Origin of the sequence: Legionella busanensis, assembly GCF_900461525.1 — a bacterium.
GTDB classification, from domain to species: Bacteria; Pseudomonadota; Gammaproteobacteria; order Legionellales; family Legionellaceae; genus Legionella_C; species Legionella_C busanensis.
This window is the reverse complement of the sequence record NZ_UGOD01000001.1, coordinates 3,297,679-3,313,739: the sequence shown is the minus strand read 5'-3', so window position 1 is coordinate 3,313,739 and position 16,061 is coordinate 3,297,679. Positions and strand designations below refer to the sequence as shown.

Sequence of the window (16,061 nt, the reverse complement as noted above, 5' to 3'; positions counted from 1 at the left end):
TTTTCATCCCCTACCAATAGCTGCCTGTCTGTTATTGGTAGGAAAGATGAAGCTGGTCACTGATATCTTTTCTAAATAAGAAAGTGCTTTGTTGCACTTTTTTTTATAAAATAAAACTAGTTTGCTGCTATTTTTTTCTTAATGTGAGACGTTAGGGCTTACACCATATATTTTCAACAAATTACTTAAAATAATGTTCGTATCCTGCTGATAAAACAGTATAATAAATAAAATCTCGTTGCTAGGGACGCGTCTATGAAATACAGGATTGGCTTTTGTTTATTTTTATTTTCACTAAACACACTAGCAGTACCTGTCGTAGGTAAATTTGAAGCAGCAAAAACGTGTCCAGCTTATCTCTCGAAAAATAAAAAAACCAATCCCGATGGCTTATTTATACAGCCTAATGCTCGTTATCAAATTAAAGAAATTAATCGAGAAAATAATCCTGATTGGCTACGTATCGAAATTCCAGAAAATTCTCAATACCCCTTGCGTTGGGTAAGTAGTGATTGTGGCTATGCTTCATTTGAAATTAATCAAGCAAATTGTCAACAAGTACCTGGGATGGCAGATAGCTATGTATTGGCGCTAAGTTGGCAACCCGGTTTCTGTCAGACTTATGGCTATGAAGCAGGAAAACCTGAATGTTTACGTCTACCTTCAGATAGTTATCAAGCTAGCCATTTAGTTTTACATGGTTTATGGCCTAATCAAGATGTTTGTGGGCAAGCTTATGGTTTTTGTAATACAAAACCGCGATCTAATCATTGCGATTACCCAGTCTTAGATTTTAACGAAAAAGTAGCGAGCTTATTACGTTTACTGATGCCAAGCTTTGCAGTAGGAAGCTGTTTAGAAAGACATGAATGGTATAAGCATGGTACCTGTCAAATTTTATCTAATGATGATTATTTTTCTTTGGCTTTACGCTTAACACAAGAAGCACAAGCGACTTTTTTAGGTGATTATCTACATAATCATGTAGGACAACGCGTGCCATTAACGCAATTGAAAGAAGTTATTGAGCAATCCTTTGGTATAGAAGCATTGAATAAAGTATATTTAGGTTGTAAAAATGGCTACTTAGTTGATATTTTCATTCAATTACCTGCTTTAATTCCATTTAGCGAACCACTTAATTCATTGGTGCTCAAAGCAAAAGGTCTTAATCGGTATGATGGTTGTCCGGCTATGGTAAGTATTTCTAATTTCTCTAAAAAAACTTTTCAACCATTTGATTTAAAGAAATTTATAGCAAGATTTAAGCATTAACCTTGCGTGCTGAGGTAAGTTCGTCTAATGTAGGGAAATAAATTTAAATGGACAAATAACTTATGTTGAGGCGCTCATTAATATTATTTTTTCTAATATTATTTTTTGTTGGGTGCGCTCGAACTCATATATCTGCTCCAAAAACAGTTATTCCTGTCGGTAAAACCACCCAGACAAGAATATTACCTGCTTTTAATGATGTTTTTGTGCAAGGTAAAATGAATGTTAGCTTGCATACAGGTTATGCTAAATCTAAAGTGATTTTGCGGGGTGACCCGCGTGATTTAGTACAAATTAATATGTCTGTAGATAATAGTCGATTATTTGTATCTCTATTAGATGCTTTCCCTCAGCATGGTCCTATCAATATAGAAATTCGCACTCGGCATCTTAATACGTTTTCTTACCAAGGTATTGGTACCATTACCGGGCCGCACTTAAATTCAGGATTATTAGATTTATTTATCACTAATCCAGGAAAAACGACTTTAGGAGGTAATATTAATTTAGGCCGCCTTGAAGTCCATGGCTCAAGTTACGTGTCTATTAATGGTATTAAATCGTCTAATCTACAATTAGTAGTTACCGGAAATCCAACAATTCAATTAAGTGGCGTTGTCAATCTTTCCAACCTTGATTTAAAAGGTGATGCTAATATTAGTTTATATTGGATCAAGAGTGACTGGTTAACGATTCGTGGTCGTGGTCATTCAGTTATTCAATTGGCAGGTATTGTCAATAAATTAGACTTAGAACTATGGGGCTATGCTCACTTTAAGGGCCGCTATTTACGTGCTAAACGATTATTTGCTAAAACTCATCAACACGCTGTAGCAGAATTATTAGCTATTAAGCGACAGCATACTTTAGCAACGGATGCGAGTGATATCTATTTTTATGAAATCCCCGATATGAAAACGGACTTTATGGCCTTTGACGGCGCGGTACTCGATATGCGTGATTTAAATAGTCCATTTGTCGAAGAATATACTCGTTACAATAAATAGCTAATTTCTATATCACTAGCCTAGAAGAGCTAATTAAATAAGCTCCTGGTATTTGTCTATCTTATAAATGAAACATATTGATTCATTTTGTTTAATTATGATACAATAAGCCTAATTTGTTTTCTATTTATTAGGTAGTTATAATGAAAGTCTTTATTCGTTCTCAAGTAATGAAAGAGCTTAGTAGTGATTTTGAGACTTATGAAAAAGCACTTACCACCTTTAGTGATAATCCATCACATCCTTCGCTTAAATTAGAAAAATTACAAACTGAAGGCGATCAACCTCTCTATAGTATCCGCGATAACCGAAAAAGAAGAATTATACTCTGTCCAATTAAAACAAAATTAGGAGAACAGGTTTGGATTGTAACAAAAATACTTACTCGGCATGAATATAAGGATCTTAAAAAAGGCGGCCGTGCAGTAGGTTTAAGCGACGCAGAAAAAGAAGCGGTAAGGCAAGCCTATTTTGCTATGGGTTCAGGTAAGGAAGAAAAATCAGGGATATTAATCAAAGAAACAACACAAATAGAATACACTAATCAACAGTACATTTTCTTAGATGATGAGCAGGAATCATTAAAGAAGGCTTCTTTACCCAGAATTATCAATGGCGCACCCGGCTCAGGTAAAACAAGTACGCTTTTAGCATTAATTAAACATAATATGGCCCATTGGGTAGCACAGAAAGAAGAGGGCGAACTGCCAAATATTTTAATACTAGCGAAATCGCAATATTTGGTCGAGCAAATGAAAAAAGAATGGAAGCAGATGTGTCAAGAGGATGCCAGCATTAAGCCTGAATGGATTGATTGCATTAAATTTCAAACGCCAGAGGACATTTATAGAGCCAATCATCCTGAGGAAGCAGTCACATTCCTAGGCGAAAAAGAATTTACTGAGTGGTACCTGAAATATGCCAAACACTATAATAGCAATCTAAAAAAAGATCAGAGGCCTTTACCAGCGGGGGAGGTCAATGCTTCACTTGTTTATCAAGAGATGCATACTATGTCTGGTTATCCTAGCCTTGAAAAATACAATAAAGGAGTTAACGATAATTTATCTTTATTTCCTGACCCCAAAGCTCGTGAGGCAATTTGGCAGGTATATCAGACCTATCGCACGCATATTGATAACCTAAATAAACTAAATAAACAACAGAAAGTAGTCGACTTATCCTTTAATGAAATTAAACTTACTGAGCAATATGATTTTATTGGGATAGATGAGTCGCAAGATTTATCCAGGCAGCAACTGAGATCATTAGTACAAATTGATGAAAAAAAATCTAGAAAGAATTTAGTCCTTTGCGTAGGTGACCATCAGCGCTTATCTGGTAGCGAATCAACCGTTCCCTTTTTGAAAACTCTTTTTTGGGAAGGGGGAGAAAAAAAAGAAATTACTGACAATATAACGACTACTCTGCATGCATCTTATCGTTGCGCTGAGCCAATTGTACGTTTTGCTAATGCAGCCTTATACCTTAAATATCAGGCTATTGGTGGAACAGCAGTCACTGATAATAATGAATTACCCTTTATCAAAAGTATTGAGCAACAAAAAGAAAAGAGTGTGGATGTGAAGTGGTTAGGTGGCCACGATCCTAAGAGCGAAGAAAAAGATAGCGAAAAACTTGAGATAATTGCTAAAAATAATCAGGCTAATGCTGATTTTGTTGTGATAACTAGCCCTAAATATTTTGATGATGCTGTCAAAAAATTTGGCCGGGAACGAGTTTTTACTGCTAAGCAGATGAAAGGGTTACAAGCTAAGGAAATATTATTATATCGATTCTTTGAGCAAGATAGCTTTAGTGCGGCTAATAAGCCTATGAGTCAGGCAAAAGAAATTGATTTAGAACAAGCTTTAAGAGAAGGAAAAATACCTAAAGGGTGCGAGACTGGCAATATCTGTCATAATAACATTTTTAATGAACTCTTTGTGGCCATTACGCGCGCTCAAACCGCTCTCACTATTTATCAACCGCTTGATGGCAAAAAACACCGCGATATTGCAGCTATTTGTAACCCATTAAAAAAGCTAACTAATAAAACCACTGCAGATTATACACCAAGTGAGGAAGTCAAAGTCTCTTCAGAAGAAGACTGGCGTAAACGTGTTGAGGACTTAAAGGCAAGGGCGAAATCTAACCCTGATCCTAAAATAAGTGAAATGATTCGTGAGATTGAAAATCGTTATTTAAAAAACTCATCTGCAACCAAGCAAGAAGTAACCGAAAGCAAGAATGATGTAACTTCTTTTGAAGCATATTTGAGTCGGGTTAATCTTAAGGTACCTGATTCTAAGACTGAAATTGAAAAGCCTACCAAAGAAACTCGTAAGGTAAAAAAACAACCACCGAAGCTAGCTACACAGAAAAATGCTAAAAGCCAACCATCTAAACCACCGGTTAAAAAAGAAATTTGTTCTCAAGCTATGGAAGAAAGATTAGCTTCTCTTGACCTTGAGGAACGGCTCGACTTAATTTTAGAATATATTATGCAAGGCCAATTATGGGCCATTGATAAACTACTAAATTTTGAATTTGAGGCGCTTAAGGATTATCAGAGCTTAAGTGAAGAGGAACGAATTGCACAAAATTTACCTGCTAAAAGCTTAGTAAAGTATTTAAATAGTAAAAAAATTGATGGAAAAACATTACCGGAGCCGCTCATAGAGGCACTAGTAGCTTATACAAAACAAATAAGCTCTTGGCGCCAATTAATGGAAAATAAAGAGCGTCAAGATGTCTTTATGGCCATTCTTTATTATCGATCCAATGAATGGGATTTGCCATTAGCAGGGACAGTAAATGTCCTTAAAGCGTTTGCTGCAGATAAAGATACGTTTAATTTTATGAAAAGCTATAGGCAAGTAAGGCGTAATGATTTTCATTCAGCTCTGATGAGAGGAGAGATTGAGGTTGTAGCCAAATTACAACGCTTAGATTTGATAAATACAGAAGATGGCAAATTTAGAGAAGGTGAGACTCCTTTACAAGCCGCAGCCTTTAATGGTCAGGTTGCTTTAATCGAACCATTATTAGCAGCAGGCGCAAATATTTCCTATGTTAATGCAAAGTACGGTACTGCTGTTCATATGGCAGTCTTAGGTCATAAGCCAGATGTAATAGCTAAGTTAATAGCAAAAGGGGCTCAAGTTGATCAATGTATTAAAGGTGGAGAAACACCACTTAATTTAGCGTTACGAAAGGACAGTAAAGAAGCTGCTCTCGCTTTAATTGAACATGGTGCTGATGTTAATCTAGTTAATTTCAAGGGTGAAACACCACTACATTATGCATTACTAACAGGCCAGACAGAAGTTGCGGTCGCGTTAATTAAAAAAGGTGCTAAAGTTAATTTAGACGATTCTAAGAATGAAACGCCTCTTCACTTTGCATTGCAAAATGGCAAAATTGACATTGCCCTCGCTTTAATTGAACATGGTGTTGATGTTAATCAAATTAACTCTAATGGCAAAACACCGCTTAATTGTGCATTACAAATGAGTCAAATAGACGTTGCGCTCGCATTAATTAAAAAAGATGCTAAAGTCAATTCTAAGTCTGAAACGCCTCTTCATTTTGCATTGCGAAAGGGCAAAGTCAACGCTGCTCTCGCTTTAATTAAAAATGACGCTAATGTTAATGCAGTCAATGGCCAGGGTGATACCCCGCTTCATATTGCAGCAAGCAGAGGCTATACAGACGTTATTAATGCTTTATTAGAAAACAATGCTGACCTGAATCAACCTAATGCTCATGATCGTAGGGAGCTTCCATTACATAATGCTGTCAAAAATAATCGAGTAGCTGTCATTAAAATATTACTAGGTAAAAAAGAGGCTAAATTAAATGAGGCTGACTCCTTTAACCAGACTCCCCTTTATATTGCAGTGGAATGGGGCTACAAAGAGGCTGCTAAAATGTTAATCGCCGATGAACGCACTAATATTCATAAAGTTTCTACAGAGAATGGTGAGTCACCGCTTTATGTAGCAGTTTGCCAGAGCGATGAAGAGATGGTGGCTACTTTGCTTGAGAAGAAAGCTGATGTTAATCAAACTACAGAAACAGGGCAAACTCCCCTTATTGCAGTGGCAGTAACGGGTAAGGTTAAAATAGCTTCCGCTTTACTTGCTGTTGAGGGTTGCAGATTTGAACCTTATAAAGCAACCATTGAAGAGATAAACGAGATGGTTGAAAAATATGGCGATACAGAAGCGCAAGAAAGGGCCAAAAGTTTTATAGAAAAAAGAGAAGCTGATGAAGAGGGTGAATTTAGTATTTTACCGCATGAGATTGCTGATATTTTCGGCCATGAAGACGTAAAAAAGCTTATTTATAATAAAATGATGAAGCAGGAAATAAAAAATACTCATCAACTTGCCTTTTTTAATGGTGAATTAGAAATTAGTGGTGAAAAGACAATAGAAAAAATTACTGAGATGTCGAATCGTTAATAGTTTAGGTTTGGCTTTACTTCAGAAATTAATCTAAGTTTATTTGAACAGGAATCCCATAGACTTGATATTCTTTCGGTATTGGCTTTCTAGGTGCAATAATAGCAATTAATTTATTTTGCCGCGTTGCAAGTGGATTCGTTTCAGAAGAAGGAAGTTGTTGCGCATAACGGGGATCATTAATAATGATTCCTGGTATTTTATCATTATTGGGCAGTTGAATAGTAACTTTACTACCATGGGTAGCTACTGCGCTATATTTAGGCTCTATATAAGCTTTAATCTGTAAGTTATCATTTGTTACAATGGTTAATAGATCTTTTCCTATAGGGACATATTCGCCTACATGCGTTTCTATACTCATAACTGTTCCTTGTTGTGGCGCTCGGACAGTAAAGTTTTTAAGGTGGGTTTTAAGTACTTTTATATCGCTCTCAACTTCAGCTAAACGGCGATTATAATTGACTTCTAATGAAGTATTTTGATGTAGCGCAATTTCTGACATTTTTTGTTTAATACTGGCATAATTTTGCTGCGCTGCCGTATAATTTTTTCTTGCTTCTTCTAATTGCAGCGTAATTAAATTGCCGCCTTTAAAATACTCCTTGAATTTTTCATACGTTTTTTGACTATCAATCATATCCTTTTCGGCTACCTTTAAGGAATTAACTAACTCATCTTGATTAAATTTTTTTACATTAATAATGAGTTTACTAATTCTTTCTTTTTCATATATTAAATTCATTAATTTATTGTTTAATTTTGGAGAATCAATTTCTAATATTAAATCGCCAGGTCGAACAGACTCACCAGTATGAACTGACATGCTTTTAATATAACCCTCATCAGGCGCTCTAACTAACAAAGTGTCATAAATAATAATGCCACTAAATCGGACAAAAATGTAATCTTGAATTAACCTAACCGATAAGTAGCCTAAAGGAAGACAAAGAAGAAGAACCAGCAAAAGCCAGCGCAATCTGGCTAACTTACGAGCGCCAGGCGGTGGCGCAGGAATTAAGGGTTTTTTATTTTCTATCCTTAAAAGTATACCCATATTATATAATCTGTTTATTTATTTTGTTTTTTTAATTATATACCATGGTGCCATAGTTGAAGTCCGATGTGATTTAAATAACATTTCATTAATAATAAAGGAAGCAGAAACAAGTCTCATTATTTGTAGATAAATGGGCATAATTAATATCCAGCCTAACATCTTAGCATCGCTTTTCGGCCGCTCTGAGACAAGAATTAAAAATAAAGCAAATAAAAAATAATCTGCTATGAGATAGTAGATATAGATTAATACATGTATGGCGATTAAAAAGCCAAGGTTATAGGTAATGAGTAGCCAAAGTGTGTATAACATAATAACGAAGGGTAATGTCAGCTGGAAATATAGGCTGTACCAAATCATGAAAATATTTTTTGTGCGTCCTAAAAATTGAGAATTAAATTTTCGCCAGTGTCTACGTACATAGATGTAATACAAATCGCCATCCCAACGCATACGTTGTTTTAATAACTTGCGCATGGAAGTAGGTGCGGCTGTCCAAGCCACGGCATAGGGTTCATGCACAATTTTTAAGTTTGGATAACGTGCACTATACGCATGAATACGCAAGGTTAAATCTAAATCTTCTGCTGTACCATTTAACCAACCACCCATCACTTTTAAAAAACTTGTTCTAAAGACGCCAAATGCACTTGAAATGTTATTCACAGCATTGACTTCACTTAAACCAAAGCGCCCGAGTTGAATTCCAAGCATATATTCTATAGCTTGTAATCTGGTTAATATTGAATCTTTAAAATTTCGAACGCGAATTGCGCCAGAAACGGCTACAACATCGGGGTCAGCAAAATGGCGAGCTGCTTTACTAATAGTTTGATTATCAATTGATGTATCGGCATCAAGCATAATTAACACCGCTCCTTTTGCAAGCCTTAAGCCGAGGTTCATTGAATTAGCGTGTCCACCACGAGTTAATTTTTTTACTAACCTAAATTCACGATTACGAATACCTTGATAAGCCTTTACCAGTTCTTCAGCAAAAAAAATACTAGCTCTATTTGTACCTGAACTATCGAAAATAATAATGCTTTCTATTTTGCCAGGATAATTTTGTTCTATTAGCGATCTTATTGTGATGTTTAATTCAGCCTTGCTTTCACTGTAAGCGGTGATAATGACGGTCACTAAGGGATAACTATTTGTATAGGCATATAAGCTATATTTTTTTAACCAGCTTCTTACGCTTGATAGAATAACAATAATACTATAGGGAATTTCCATAAAAATAACATAGGGAAAGAATAAAAGGGCAAAGCTAAGATTTTGATTATTTTTAAAAATAGACGTTAAATGATAAGCTATTTCATAAAAAATATCACTGTTCATAGGTTTTCCACCCATGTAATTCGGCCAATAATGAGTTTTCATTTAAATTTAATTTAATGATTTCGTGCGATGAAACATAGCTTAAGCTAATATCAATTTTTGCTTCCTGTCTGCGCCAATTTTTTTCAGTAAAATCTCTTATTTTTTTTATTATAAATGAACTGGCATGCTCATCAGTCATCGGTAAAAAAAATATAAGCTGATTTTCATTTTTAGTACAAAGATCGATTTCGCGAAATACTGTTCTTAATCCCTCAAAAAATTCACGTAAAAGCTTTTCCATTTTTAATAAACCAAGTTCAAGCATTAAATCATCCGTATTTAAAATATTAATAGCTAGTAAACTAAAAGAAAGGTTATTAAATCGTTTAGCCATTTTTATATTCCATTTAACAATAGCCATAAAAGCATTGAATTCTAAAAATTTAAAAATTTGAGGCAATTCTTTAAATAAATTCTGTCTAACTCCAGTGATAATATTAATACCATAGCGATCAAGATTGTACTCATATAATTTTCTAGTTAGTAAATCTTGTGGCATAGATTGCTTTTTACAAACAAGGCAAGTTACATTAACTTCATATTCAAAAAAAGAATGCTTGCAATTTAAGCATAATTTGTCTTCCAAGGGTTTATCATAATCAATGCCAATGTGTCTTAATTTGGTATGACAGCGGCTACATCTTAATTGTTCGCGTAACATAAACTCAGAAATAGGGCCAATATGGCCACAAGTAAAGCAATGAATAAATTGTTGTTCTTGAATATCGACAGAATGGCAGTTTGGACAATTACTTGTAAAATTTAAAAGACCTGCATGGCAGCTCGGGCAAGCTTGTATTTCACTATGTGCGGCCCCTTGTTTTAAAAATCCGCTTGTGACTAGGTCTTGTAAATATTCCCACGTATCTTCCTTTTGCGGTTGCCCAAATAAATCAAGTACTGGATAAGTAAAAGCTTGTGTTACTTGATGATTTAACTGAGGTAATAAACGTAATTTAGGACGCGTGAATAAATAACTTAATATAAACCATTCATATTGGCCAATAAATTGATTATTTTCATTAAAATACAAACGTTGAATACGTTCATTAATATCATTTGCAATAAGAATGGAATTATTATCAAAAGGGCCATCAAAGAGTGGCATTAATTCTGGTGAGGTTATAAATTCGCCCAAATAAAAAAGAGGAGTTAGTTGATAGTAGCTTAGCTTGCGCAGAGCAATCAATTTATCTTGCCAATTCGATGTTAAATCAAGTATTACGGAAAAACAACCCCGAGTGGGCAGGGCTTGGACAGAGTATACAGTAGTGAGCTCTTTATTAGTATCTGTTACAGATTGAATAGGCGCTTTGTCACTTATAAGGTATGTTCTTTTAAAAGAAATTCCTTTAACAAACTTTTTACCCTCATTTGTAATTACGTAAGTAAAACATTTCTTCGTTAGTAATTCTGTTTGCGATAATTGTCTCTTGCAATCTAAACAGGTGATTGTTTTTTCTGCGAAAGAAGGCCTGTAAAAGGGAAGCTCATTTTTTAATTCAAATGATTCACTGGCTGCCGCTTGAGATTCAAATTTGGTTTGGCAGTAGGGACAATATTTGTTGTTATTTGGATCAAGAGACACTTTTAATATGCTGCTCTTACACACAGTACAACGGATAAGTTCCGCACCGGAAAGGGCTGGTGATTGGCAAGTTGGACATAATTGAACTTCGCCAATTATTAACTGAGGTTGTAACAAGCCATCATCAGCCATTGTTTCTAAAAAGGCCCAACTATCTTTTTCTTCATTATTGGGATTTAAAAAACGTACTAAAGGGTACTCAATGCCCGAGGGCACATGATAGTCAATAAAACCTGTTAATAAATAGTCTTTACGAGTGAATAAATAACTTAAAATTAATTGCTCTAAATAAGTTATAGCATGCGTATACTCGGCTGAAATTTGAGTAATAAGCTCATTTATTCGGTCGGCTATTTCAAGGGCTTTTTCATCTAATGGGCCGTCATACAAAGATGAAAGCCGTTCATCAATTTCGCCTATATAAAAGAGAGGAGTAAGTTGAGCATTTGGCATTTTTCTTAGCTGCTGAAGCAAAGTCCATGAGGTCGTTTGAGTAACTTTAAGAGCCAATAAGAAACATTCATTAGCAGAAAAATCATCTAATGTTTGAATATATTCCACTGAGTGGGACGGCGTAAAATCGGCGTCTAAAGAATAGTTCTCATCAGCCAAAATAATTATTTTTTTATTGCTCATTAAACTGTTCCTTCAGCTATACGAACATTGGAATTCTTAGGAAACTACTATTAATTCTCATCCAAAAAAGACTTTAGTAGTTTTAGAAGAATTCTATTCTTTCTTTATTTCATTATAAGCAATAATTTAAAAGCTCTCTAAAAATGAGCCTTTATTTCATACTATTTTTTAGATTGCAAAGGTTGGAAGTTGGTTTTAATAGATTGAATAATAACTTCAATATCATTATCTAATGGTAAAACATGAGCCGAATTAGGTAACCAGTGAGTTTTAATATGAGCTTGATTTGCAAAACGCTTAGCAACTTGCTGACTATTAACTACTTTATCGTGGGCTCCTAAAAATAAATCAGTAGGGCATTTGGGTATGATAAATTGAAACTCTTTAATAAGCGTTAATATAGTAAGGCTAGCTGCTAGAGGAATTTGGCGATAAGCAATTTCGCCGCCTTTAAACTCATCTAAATTAAAGCCCCTCTTAACAGTCATCTGCTGATAAACTTTTTCTTGTGCCAAAGATAGGTAGATATTTCCTGCTGCACTGCGTATATTACGAAAACCCAGGGCTTGCAAAAATTGAATTAACCACATTGTTTTTGTGATATTTAGGGTTAAATCCAAAGCTGGCGCCAGTAGATATAAGTGGCGTAAGTCAAATTTATTACTTAAGTGGCAACCAATAAGTCCGCCTAATGATAATCCTAAGACATCTACATATTGATACTTCTCTACCAAAGAAGCGCATGTTTGCTCAGCAAACTGCAGTAATTCGCTGTCTTTTATTTGACTAAACGCTTGAATACTTTCTACATGGCCCGGCAAAGCAGGTATAATTAAACTATCGTAAAAATCTTTAATATGAGGTAATAAAAAGCGGTAAACGCCAGGTGTAGAGGAAAAGCCATGCAAAAGTAAGAGTGCGCTACGACTCTTCCGATTGTTTAATTTTTTAGGTGCTATAATGTCTAAATCTTCACTGTTGACTGTATATAGCTGCTTACCCATATAAATACAGCGCAAGTCTTCATGCTTCATTAAGCCACCTTAATTGCTAAAAAAGTGTAAAAATTAAAACAAAATGGTTTATAATTAACTTAGTTGCAGTAAAATTTAATTTAATTAAACTATTTAATTATTTAGTGATGTTAATAATTGAGTCAAGCTCAATACAGCTAATTAAGCTTAAATTTTATTATTTTATAAAGTGAATAGAGGTAATTATTATGGCTTCAAGTCCATCTCCTGCAGATACTATGGGTATGCTAAGCCCTTTAAGTTGCAATTCGGTACAAGCAACTATGGAAGAGGCAATGAAGGCATTATTTCAAGACGATGATTCAAACAAAGAGGAGTCTTCCGATAAAAAAGAGTCTAAGAAAAGTAGTAATCCAATGGATAGTTTTAATAACGACTTCATGAAACAGAGTGATGGTTTAAGCGGAGGAGGAGACGCTGCTGCAGGAGTTGACGCCTCTGAACTAGCCGAAGTAGCAATGGTACTTTGATAAAGCCCTAACATAGTTAGGGCTCTTTTCTTGTTGTGTCAAGCTTCTATTAACTTATGCGGTAAACTTTCCAAACGACCAGCTTGTGTTACCACCACATAATTTAATTTACGCTGTAATTCTGAAATAGAATCTGCTCCAGCATAAGTTAACCCAGAACGTAGCCCTCCAATGATATCTGCAATAATAGCTTCTTGATTATTACGATATACTACTTCAGTAGCGACTCCTTCTGCTGTCTTCCATTCATGCATCTGACCTAAAAATTCTTCTTGTGCTTCGCGAGATGCCATGCCTCGGTAGCGCTTAACTTTTGTTCCATTTTCTTTAGTAATAACATTACCAGGCGTTGGCTCGGTGCCAGCAAGCATACCACCAATCATGACAAAATCAGCGCCAAACGCTAACGCTTTAACAATATCACCTGAGGTACGAATACCACCATCAGCAACAATTGAGCGATCGGTGCGTGCACAATCTTGTATACAGGTTAGCATGGGAATACCAAAGCCAGTTTTAATCCGAGTACTACATACCGAGCCGCCACCAATACCTGCTTTAATGATATCAGCGCCACAAGAAGCTAGATAGTCAGCGCCAGCATAAGTTGCAACATTACCTGCCATAATACAACGAGAGCCTAATACTTGCCTTAGACTTTTTAATGTTTTACCTACATATTTAGCATGGGCATGAGCAACATCAACACAAAAGTAATCAGCTCCTGCATCCCTTAATGCTTCAGCGCGTTGTAATTCAGCTTCACTACAACCAACAGAAACAAATACAGGGCCCGTGCACCGCTTAAATTCGGCAATGTTATCTTCAATACTTAAAAAGCGATGTAAGGCACCAATACCGCCTTTACTGTGCATAAAATTAGCCATCTTACTTTCAGTAATAGTATCCATATTGGAGCTAATGACTGGCAGTTGTAAGCTAAGCTTACTTAAGCGATCAGTCATACTAATATCAACGACTCGCCTCGATTCATGATGATTATAAGAAGGGACTAATAATACATCATCGAAGGTGATGGCATGATTGTTCATCGGTTATCCTCTTTTAAAAGACGTACTATAAATGCTCAGCTGCATAATAAGCAAGTCTTGATCGTTCGCCACGTAACAGCGTCATATGTGCACTATGTTCCCAATGCTTAAATCGATCAACGGCAAACGTTAGACCTGAGGTTGTTTCAGTTAAATAAGGCGTATCAATTTGCTTAATATCACCTAGGCAAACAACTTTAGTACCGGGGCCAGCACGGGTTACCAAGGTTTTAATTTGTTTAGGTGTTAGGTTTTGGGCTTCATCAATGATGATAAATCGATTTAAAAAAGTTCGACCCCGCATATAATTTAAAGAACGAATTTTAATTTTATTTTGTAAGAGATCTTGGGTCGCATTACGTCCAAAGCTGCCCCCTTCTTGCGAGCTATGTAGTACTTCCAGGTTATCCATTAAAGCGCCCATCCAAGGCGTCATTTTTTCTTCTTCCGTCCCAGGCAGAAAGCCAATATCCTCGCCAACTGGAATAGTTACCCGAGTCATAATAATCTCGGCGTAGCGATTTTGATCTAAAACTTGAGTTAAACCAGCTGCAATTGTAAGTAGGGTTTTTCCAGTACCAGCTGAACCTTGCAGGGTAACAAAATCGATGTCAGGATCGAGTAATAAATTTAAGGAGAAATTCTGTTCCCTATTACGCGCGTTAATGCCCCAAACCGTGTGTTTTGGTTGCGTATAATCGCGAGCAACTTGAATGATTGCATGCTCTGCTTCAACCTTTTTTACAATAGCTTGAAATTGATTATCTTCAGTACTTAAACAATCATTAGCATTCCAATGATGCGTTATAGGGCCGCTAATTTTATAAAAACTTTTACCACTTTCCTGCCAAGCGTTCATATCCTTAACATGCGTATCCCAAAAATTATTTTCCAAGAAATGTAAACCACTATGCAGGAGACTAACATCATCAAGCACTTGATCATTGTAATAATCTTCCGCTTTGATGCCTAAAATACCTGCTTTAATTCGTAAATTAATATCCTTAGAAATAATAATAATTTGCCGTTCCGGGTATTTTTTTTGTAAGCCAAGTGCCGTAGCTAATAATGTATTATCAGGTTTATGGCCGGGCAATGTACTTGAGCCTATTTGCTCAAAATCGTCTGTTTGGAAAAACAACCGCCCAGTTGTTTTATTACTGTCATGATGTAGGAAGCTGGGAATAGAAAGACCTTCAACAATTTGCTTGTGAGTTGCACCACTCATCAACTCAACTAACATTCGGTTTGTTTGTCGAACGTTACGAGCTACGTCGGAAAGTCCTGTTTTATGGCTGTCTAATTCTTCTAAAACAACCATGGGTAAATAGATATCATGCTCATCAAAACGATAAATTGCTGTTGGATCACTCATCATTATGTTTGTATCGAGCACAAAAAGCTTATTTTTATATCCTTTGTTATCCATAACCCACTCCATCAGCCAAAGTATTCATTGTGTAACCTGACTAGTCGCCGTCAAGGTCTCTTTTTATAACATTGTTAGCTCTTAATTAAATTCTTTCTGTAACTGTTTTAACGTAACTAATATTTCATCAACATGATCAGGTACATTAACCTTTCGCCATTCATAAGTTAAAATACCTTGCGGGTTAATCAGAAAAGTACTACGTTCTATTCCCCTTACTTGTTTGCCATACATATTTTTCATTTTAATAACGTCAAATAAGGCACATAATTTCTCATCAGTATCACTAATAAGTTCAAAAGGAAAAGATTGGTTTAATTTAAATTTTTCATGGGACTTCATGCTGTCACGAGAAACACCAAATACTAAAGCATTTAATGCTTGAAAATTTATATATAAATCACGAAAATTTTGCCCTTCAGTTGTACAGCCTGGTGTTGCATCTTTCGGATAAAAATAAAGTATTACCCAACTACCTTGGTAATCCGCTAAATTGGCGTTAATACCGTTTGTTGCTGCAAATTGAAAATCGGGTACTTTTTCACCAATTTTCATGACTTCTCCTAAATTTAAATACACTTTTTATTTTATCTTTATAAATACAATTCAACAAACAAATTTAGTAAGTGATCAATCTTGAGTACTAAATAACCGT

11 protein-coding genes are annotated in these 16,061 nt (G+C 35.5%); 4 read left to right on the top strand and 7 right to left on the bottom strand.

The genetic code is table 11. The features are described 5' to 3' along the window. The first annotated feature begins 255 nt into the window (after positions 1-255). From DYH30_RS14655 to DYH30_RS14645, 3 genes are all read left to right on the top strand, one after another. Complete coding sequence (locus tag DYH30_RS14655; RefSeq protein ID WP_115332359.1) at positions 256-1,275, top strand: ribonuclease T2 family protein; 1,020 nt, start codon at positions 256-258, stop codon at positions 1,273-1,275. Positions 1,276-1,337: 62 nt separating this feature from the next. After that, positions 1,338-2,282 (top strand): GIN domain-containing protein, encoded by a 945-nt coding sequence (locus DYH30_RS14650; protein WP_115332358.1) that lies wholly within the window; start codon positions 1,338-1,340, stop codon positions 2,280-2,282. Positions 2,283-2,425: 143 nt separating this feature from the next. After that, positions 2,426-6,751, top strand: coding sequence for an ankyrin repeat domain-containing protein (locus tag DYH30_RS14645; RefSeq protein WP_115332357.1), 4,326 nt, complete (start codon positions 2,426-2,428; stop codon positions 6,749-6,751). Between the two features lie 28 nt (positions 6,752-6,779). Here DYH30_RS14645 and DYH30_RS14640 read toward each other — a convergent pair whose 3' ends face one another. The 4 genes from DYH30_RS14640 to DYH30_RS14625 form a co-directional block, all read right to left on the bottom strand. Then, positions 6,780-7,808, bottom strand: a complete 1,029-nt coding sequence (locus DYH30_RS14640; protein WP_115332356.1) for an HlyD family secretion protein — start codon at positions 7,806-7,808, stop codon at positions 6,780-6,782. 18 nt (positions 7,809-7,826) lie between these two features. Next, positions 7,827-9,155, bottom strand: coding sequence for a glycosyltransferase family 2 protein (locus tag DYH30_RS14635; RefSeq protein WP_115332355.1), 1,329 nt, complete (start codon positions 9,153-9,155; stop codon positions 7,827-7,829). Beyond that, positions 9,145-11,421 carry a TackOD1 domain-containing metal-binding protein gene (locus tag DYH30_RS14630; protein WP_115332354.1) on the bottom strand — a complete coding sequence of 759 codons (2,277 nt, stop codon included), beginning with the start codon at positions 11,419-11,421 and terminating at the stop codon, positions 9,145-9,147. Before DYH30_RS14630 ends, DYH30_RS14635 begins: the two co-directional genes overlap by 11 nt. Before the next feature lie 161 nt (positions 11,422-11,582). Continuing rightward, positions 11,583-12,455, bottom strand: a complete 873-nt coding sequence (locus DYH30_RS14625; protein ID WP_115332353.1) for an alpha/beta hydrolase — start codon at positions 12,453-12,455, stop codon at positions 11,583-11,585. Positions 12,456-12,643: 188 nt separating this feature from the next. Here DYH30_RS14625 and DYH30_RS14620 point away from each other — a divergent pair, with 188 nt between their 5' ends. After that, complete coding sequence (locus DYH30_RS14620) at positions 12,644-12,925, top strand: hypothetical protein (protein WP_115332352.1); 282 nt, start codon at positions 12,644-12,646, stop codon at positions 12,923-12,925. Between the two features lie 38 nt (positions 12,926-12,963). Here the strand turns inward: DYH30_RS14620 and DYH30_RS14615 are convergent, their stop codons facing one another. The 3 genes from DYH30_RS14615 to DYH30_RS14605 all read right to left on the bottom strand — a co-directional run bounded on the left by DYH30_RS14615 (position 12,964) and on the right by DYH30_RS14605 (position 15,961). Next, positions 12,964-13,977: a guanosine monophosphate reductase gene (locus DYH30_RS14615; protein ID WP_115332351.1), complete on the bottom strand. Its 1,014-nt coding sequence runs from the start codon at positions 13,975-13,977 to the stop codon at positions 12,964-12,966. A gap of 25 nt (positions 13,978-14,002) precedes the next feature. Continuing rightward, complete coding sequence (locus DYH30_RS14610; RefSeq protein WP_115332350.1) at positions 14,003-15,406, bottom strand: PhoH family protein; 1,404 nt, start codon at positions 15,404-15,406, stop codon at positions 14,003-14,005. Between the two features lie 81 nt (positions 15,407-15,487). Further along, positions 15,488-15,961: a peroxiredoxin gene (locus DYH30_RS14605; protein ID WP_115332349.1), complete on the bottom strand. Its 474-nt coding sequence runs from the start codon at positions 15,959-15,961 to the stop codon at positions 15,488-15,490. Between the last annotated feature and the right edge of the window lie 100 nt (positions 15,962-16,061).

Bases quoted from the DNA above. Each gene is read 5' to 3' on its own strand.
- DYH30_RS14615 (WP_115332351.1), bottom strand. From the start codon at position 13,977: ATGAACAATCATGCCATCACCTTCGATGATGTATTATTAGTCCCTTCT.
- DYH30_RS14635 (WP_115332355.1), bottom strand. From the start codon at position 9,155: ATGAACAGTGATATTTTTTATGAAATAGCTTATCATTTAACGTCTATT.
- DYH30_RS14605 (WP_115332349.1), bottom strand. From the start codon at position 15,961: ATGAAAATTGGTGAAAAAGTACCCGATTTTCAATTTGCAGCAACAAAC.
- DYH30_RS14620 (WP_115332352.1), top strand. From the start codon at position 12,644: ATGGCTTCAAGTCCATCTCCTGCAGATACTATGGGTATGCTAAGCCCT.
- DYH30_RS14640 (WP_115332356.1), bottom strand. From the start codon at position 7,808: ATGGGTATACTTTTAAGGATAGAAAATAAAAAACCCTTAATTCCTGCG.
- DYH30_RS14625 (WP_115332353.1), bottom strand. From the start codon at position 12,455: ATGAAGCATGAAGACTTGCGCTGTATTTATATGGGTAAGCAGCTATAT.
- DYH30_RS14645 (WP_115332357.1), top strand. From the start codon at position 2,426: ATGAAAGTCTTTATTCGTTCTCAAGTAATGAAAGAGCTTAGTAGTGAT.
- DYH30_RS14655 (WP_115332359.1), top strand. From the start codon at position 256: ATGAAATACAGGATTGGCTTTTGTTTATTTTTATTTTCACTAAACACA.
- DYH30_RS14650 (WP_115332358.1), top strand. From the start codon at position 1,338: ATGTTGAGGCGCTCATTAATATTATTTTTTCTAATATTATTTTTTGTT.
- DYH30_RS14610 (WP_115332350.1), bottom strand. From the start codon at position 15,406: ATGGATAACAAAGGATATAAAAATAAGCTTTTTGTGCTCGATACAAAC.
- DYH30_RS14630 (WP_115332354.1), bottom strand. From the start codon at position 11,421: ATGAGCAATAAAAAAATAATTATTTTGGCTGATGAGAACTATTCTTTA.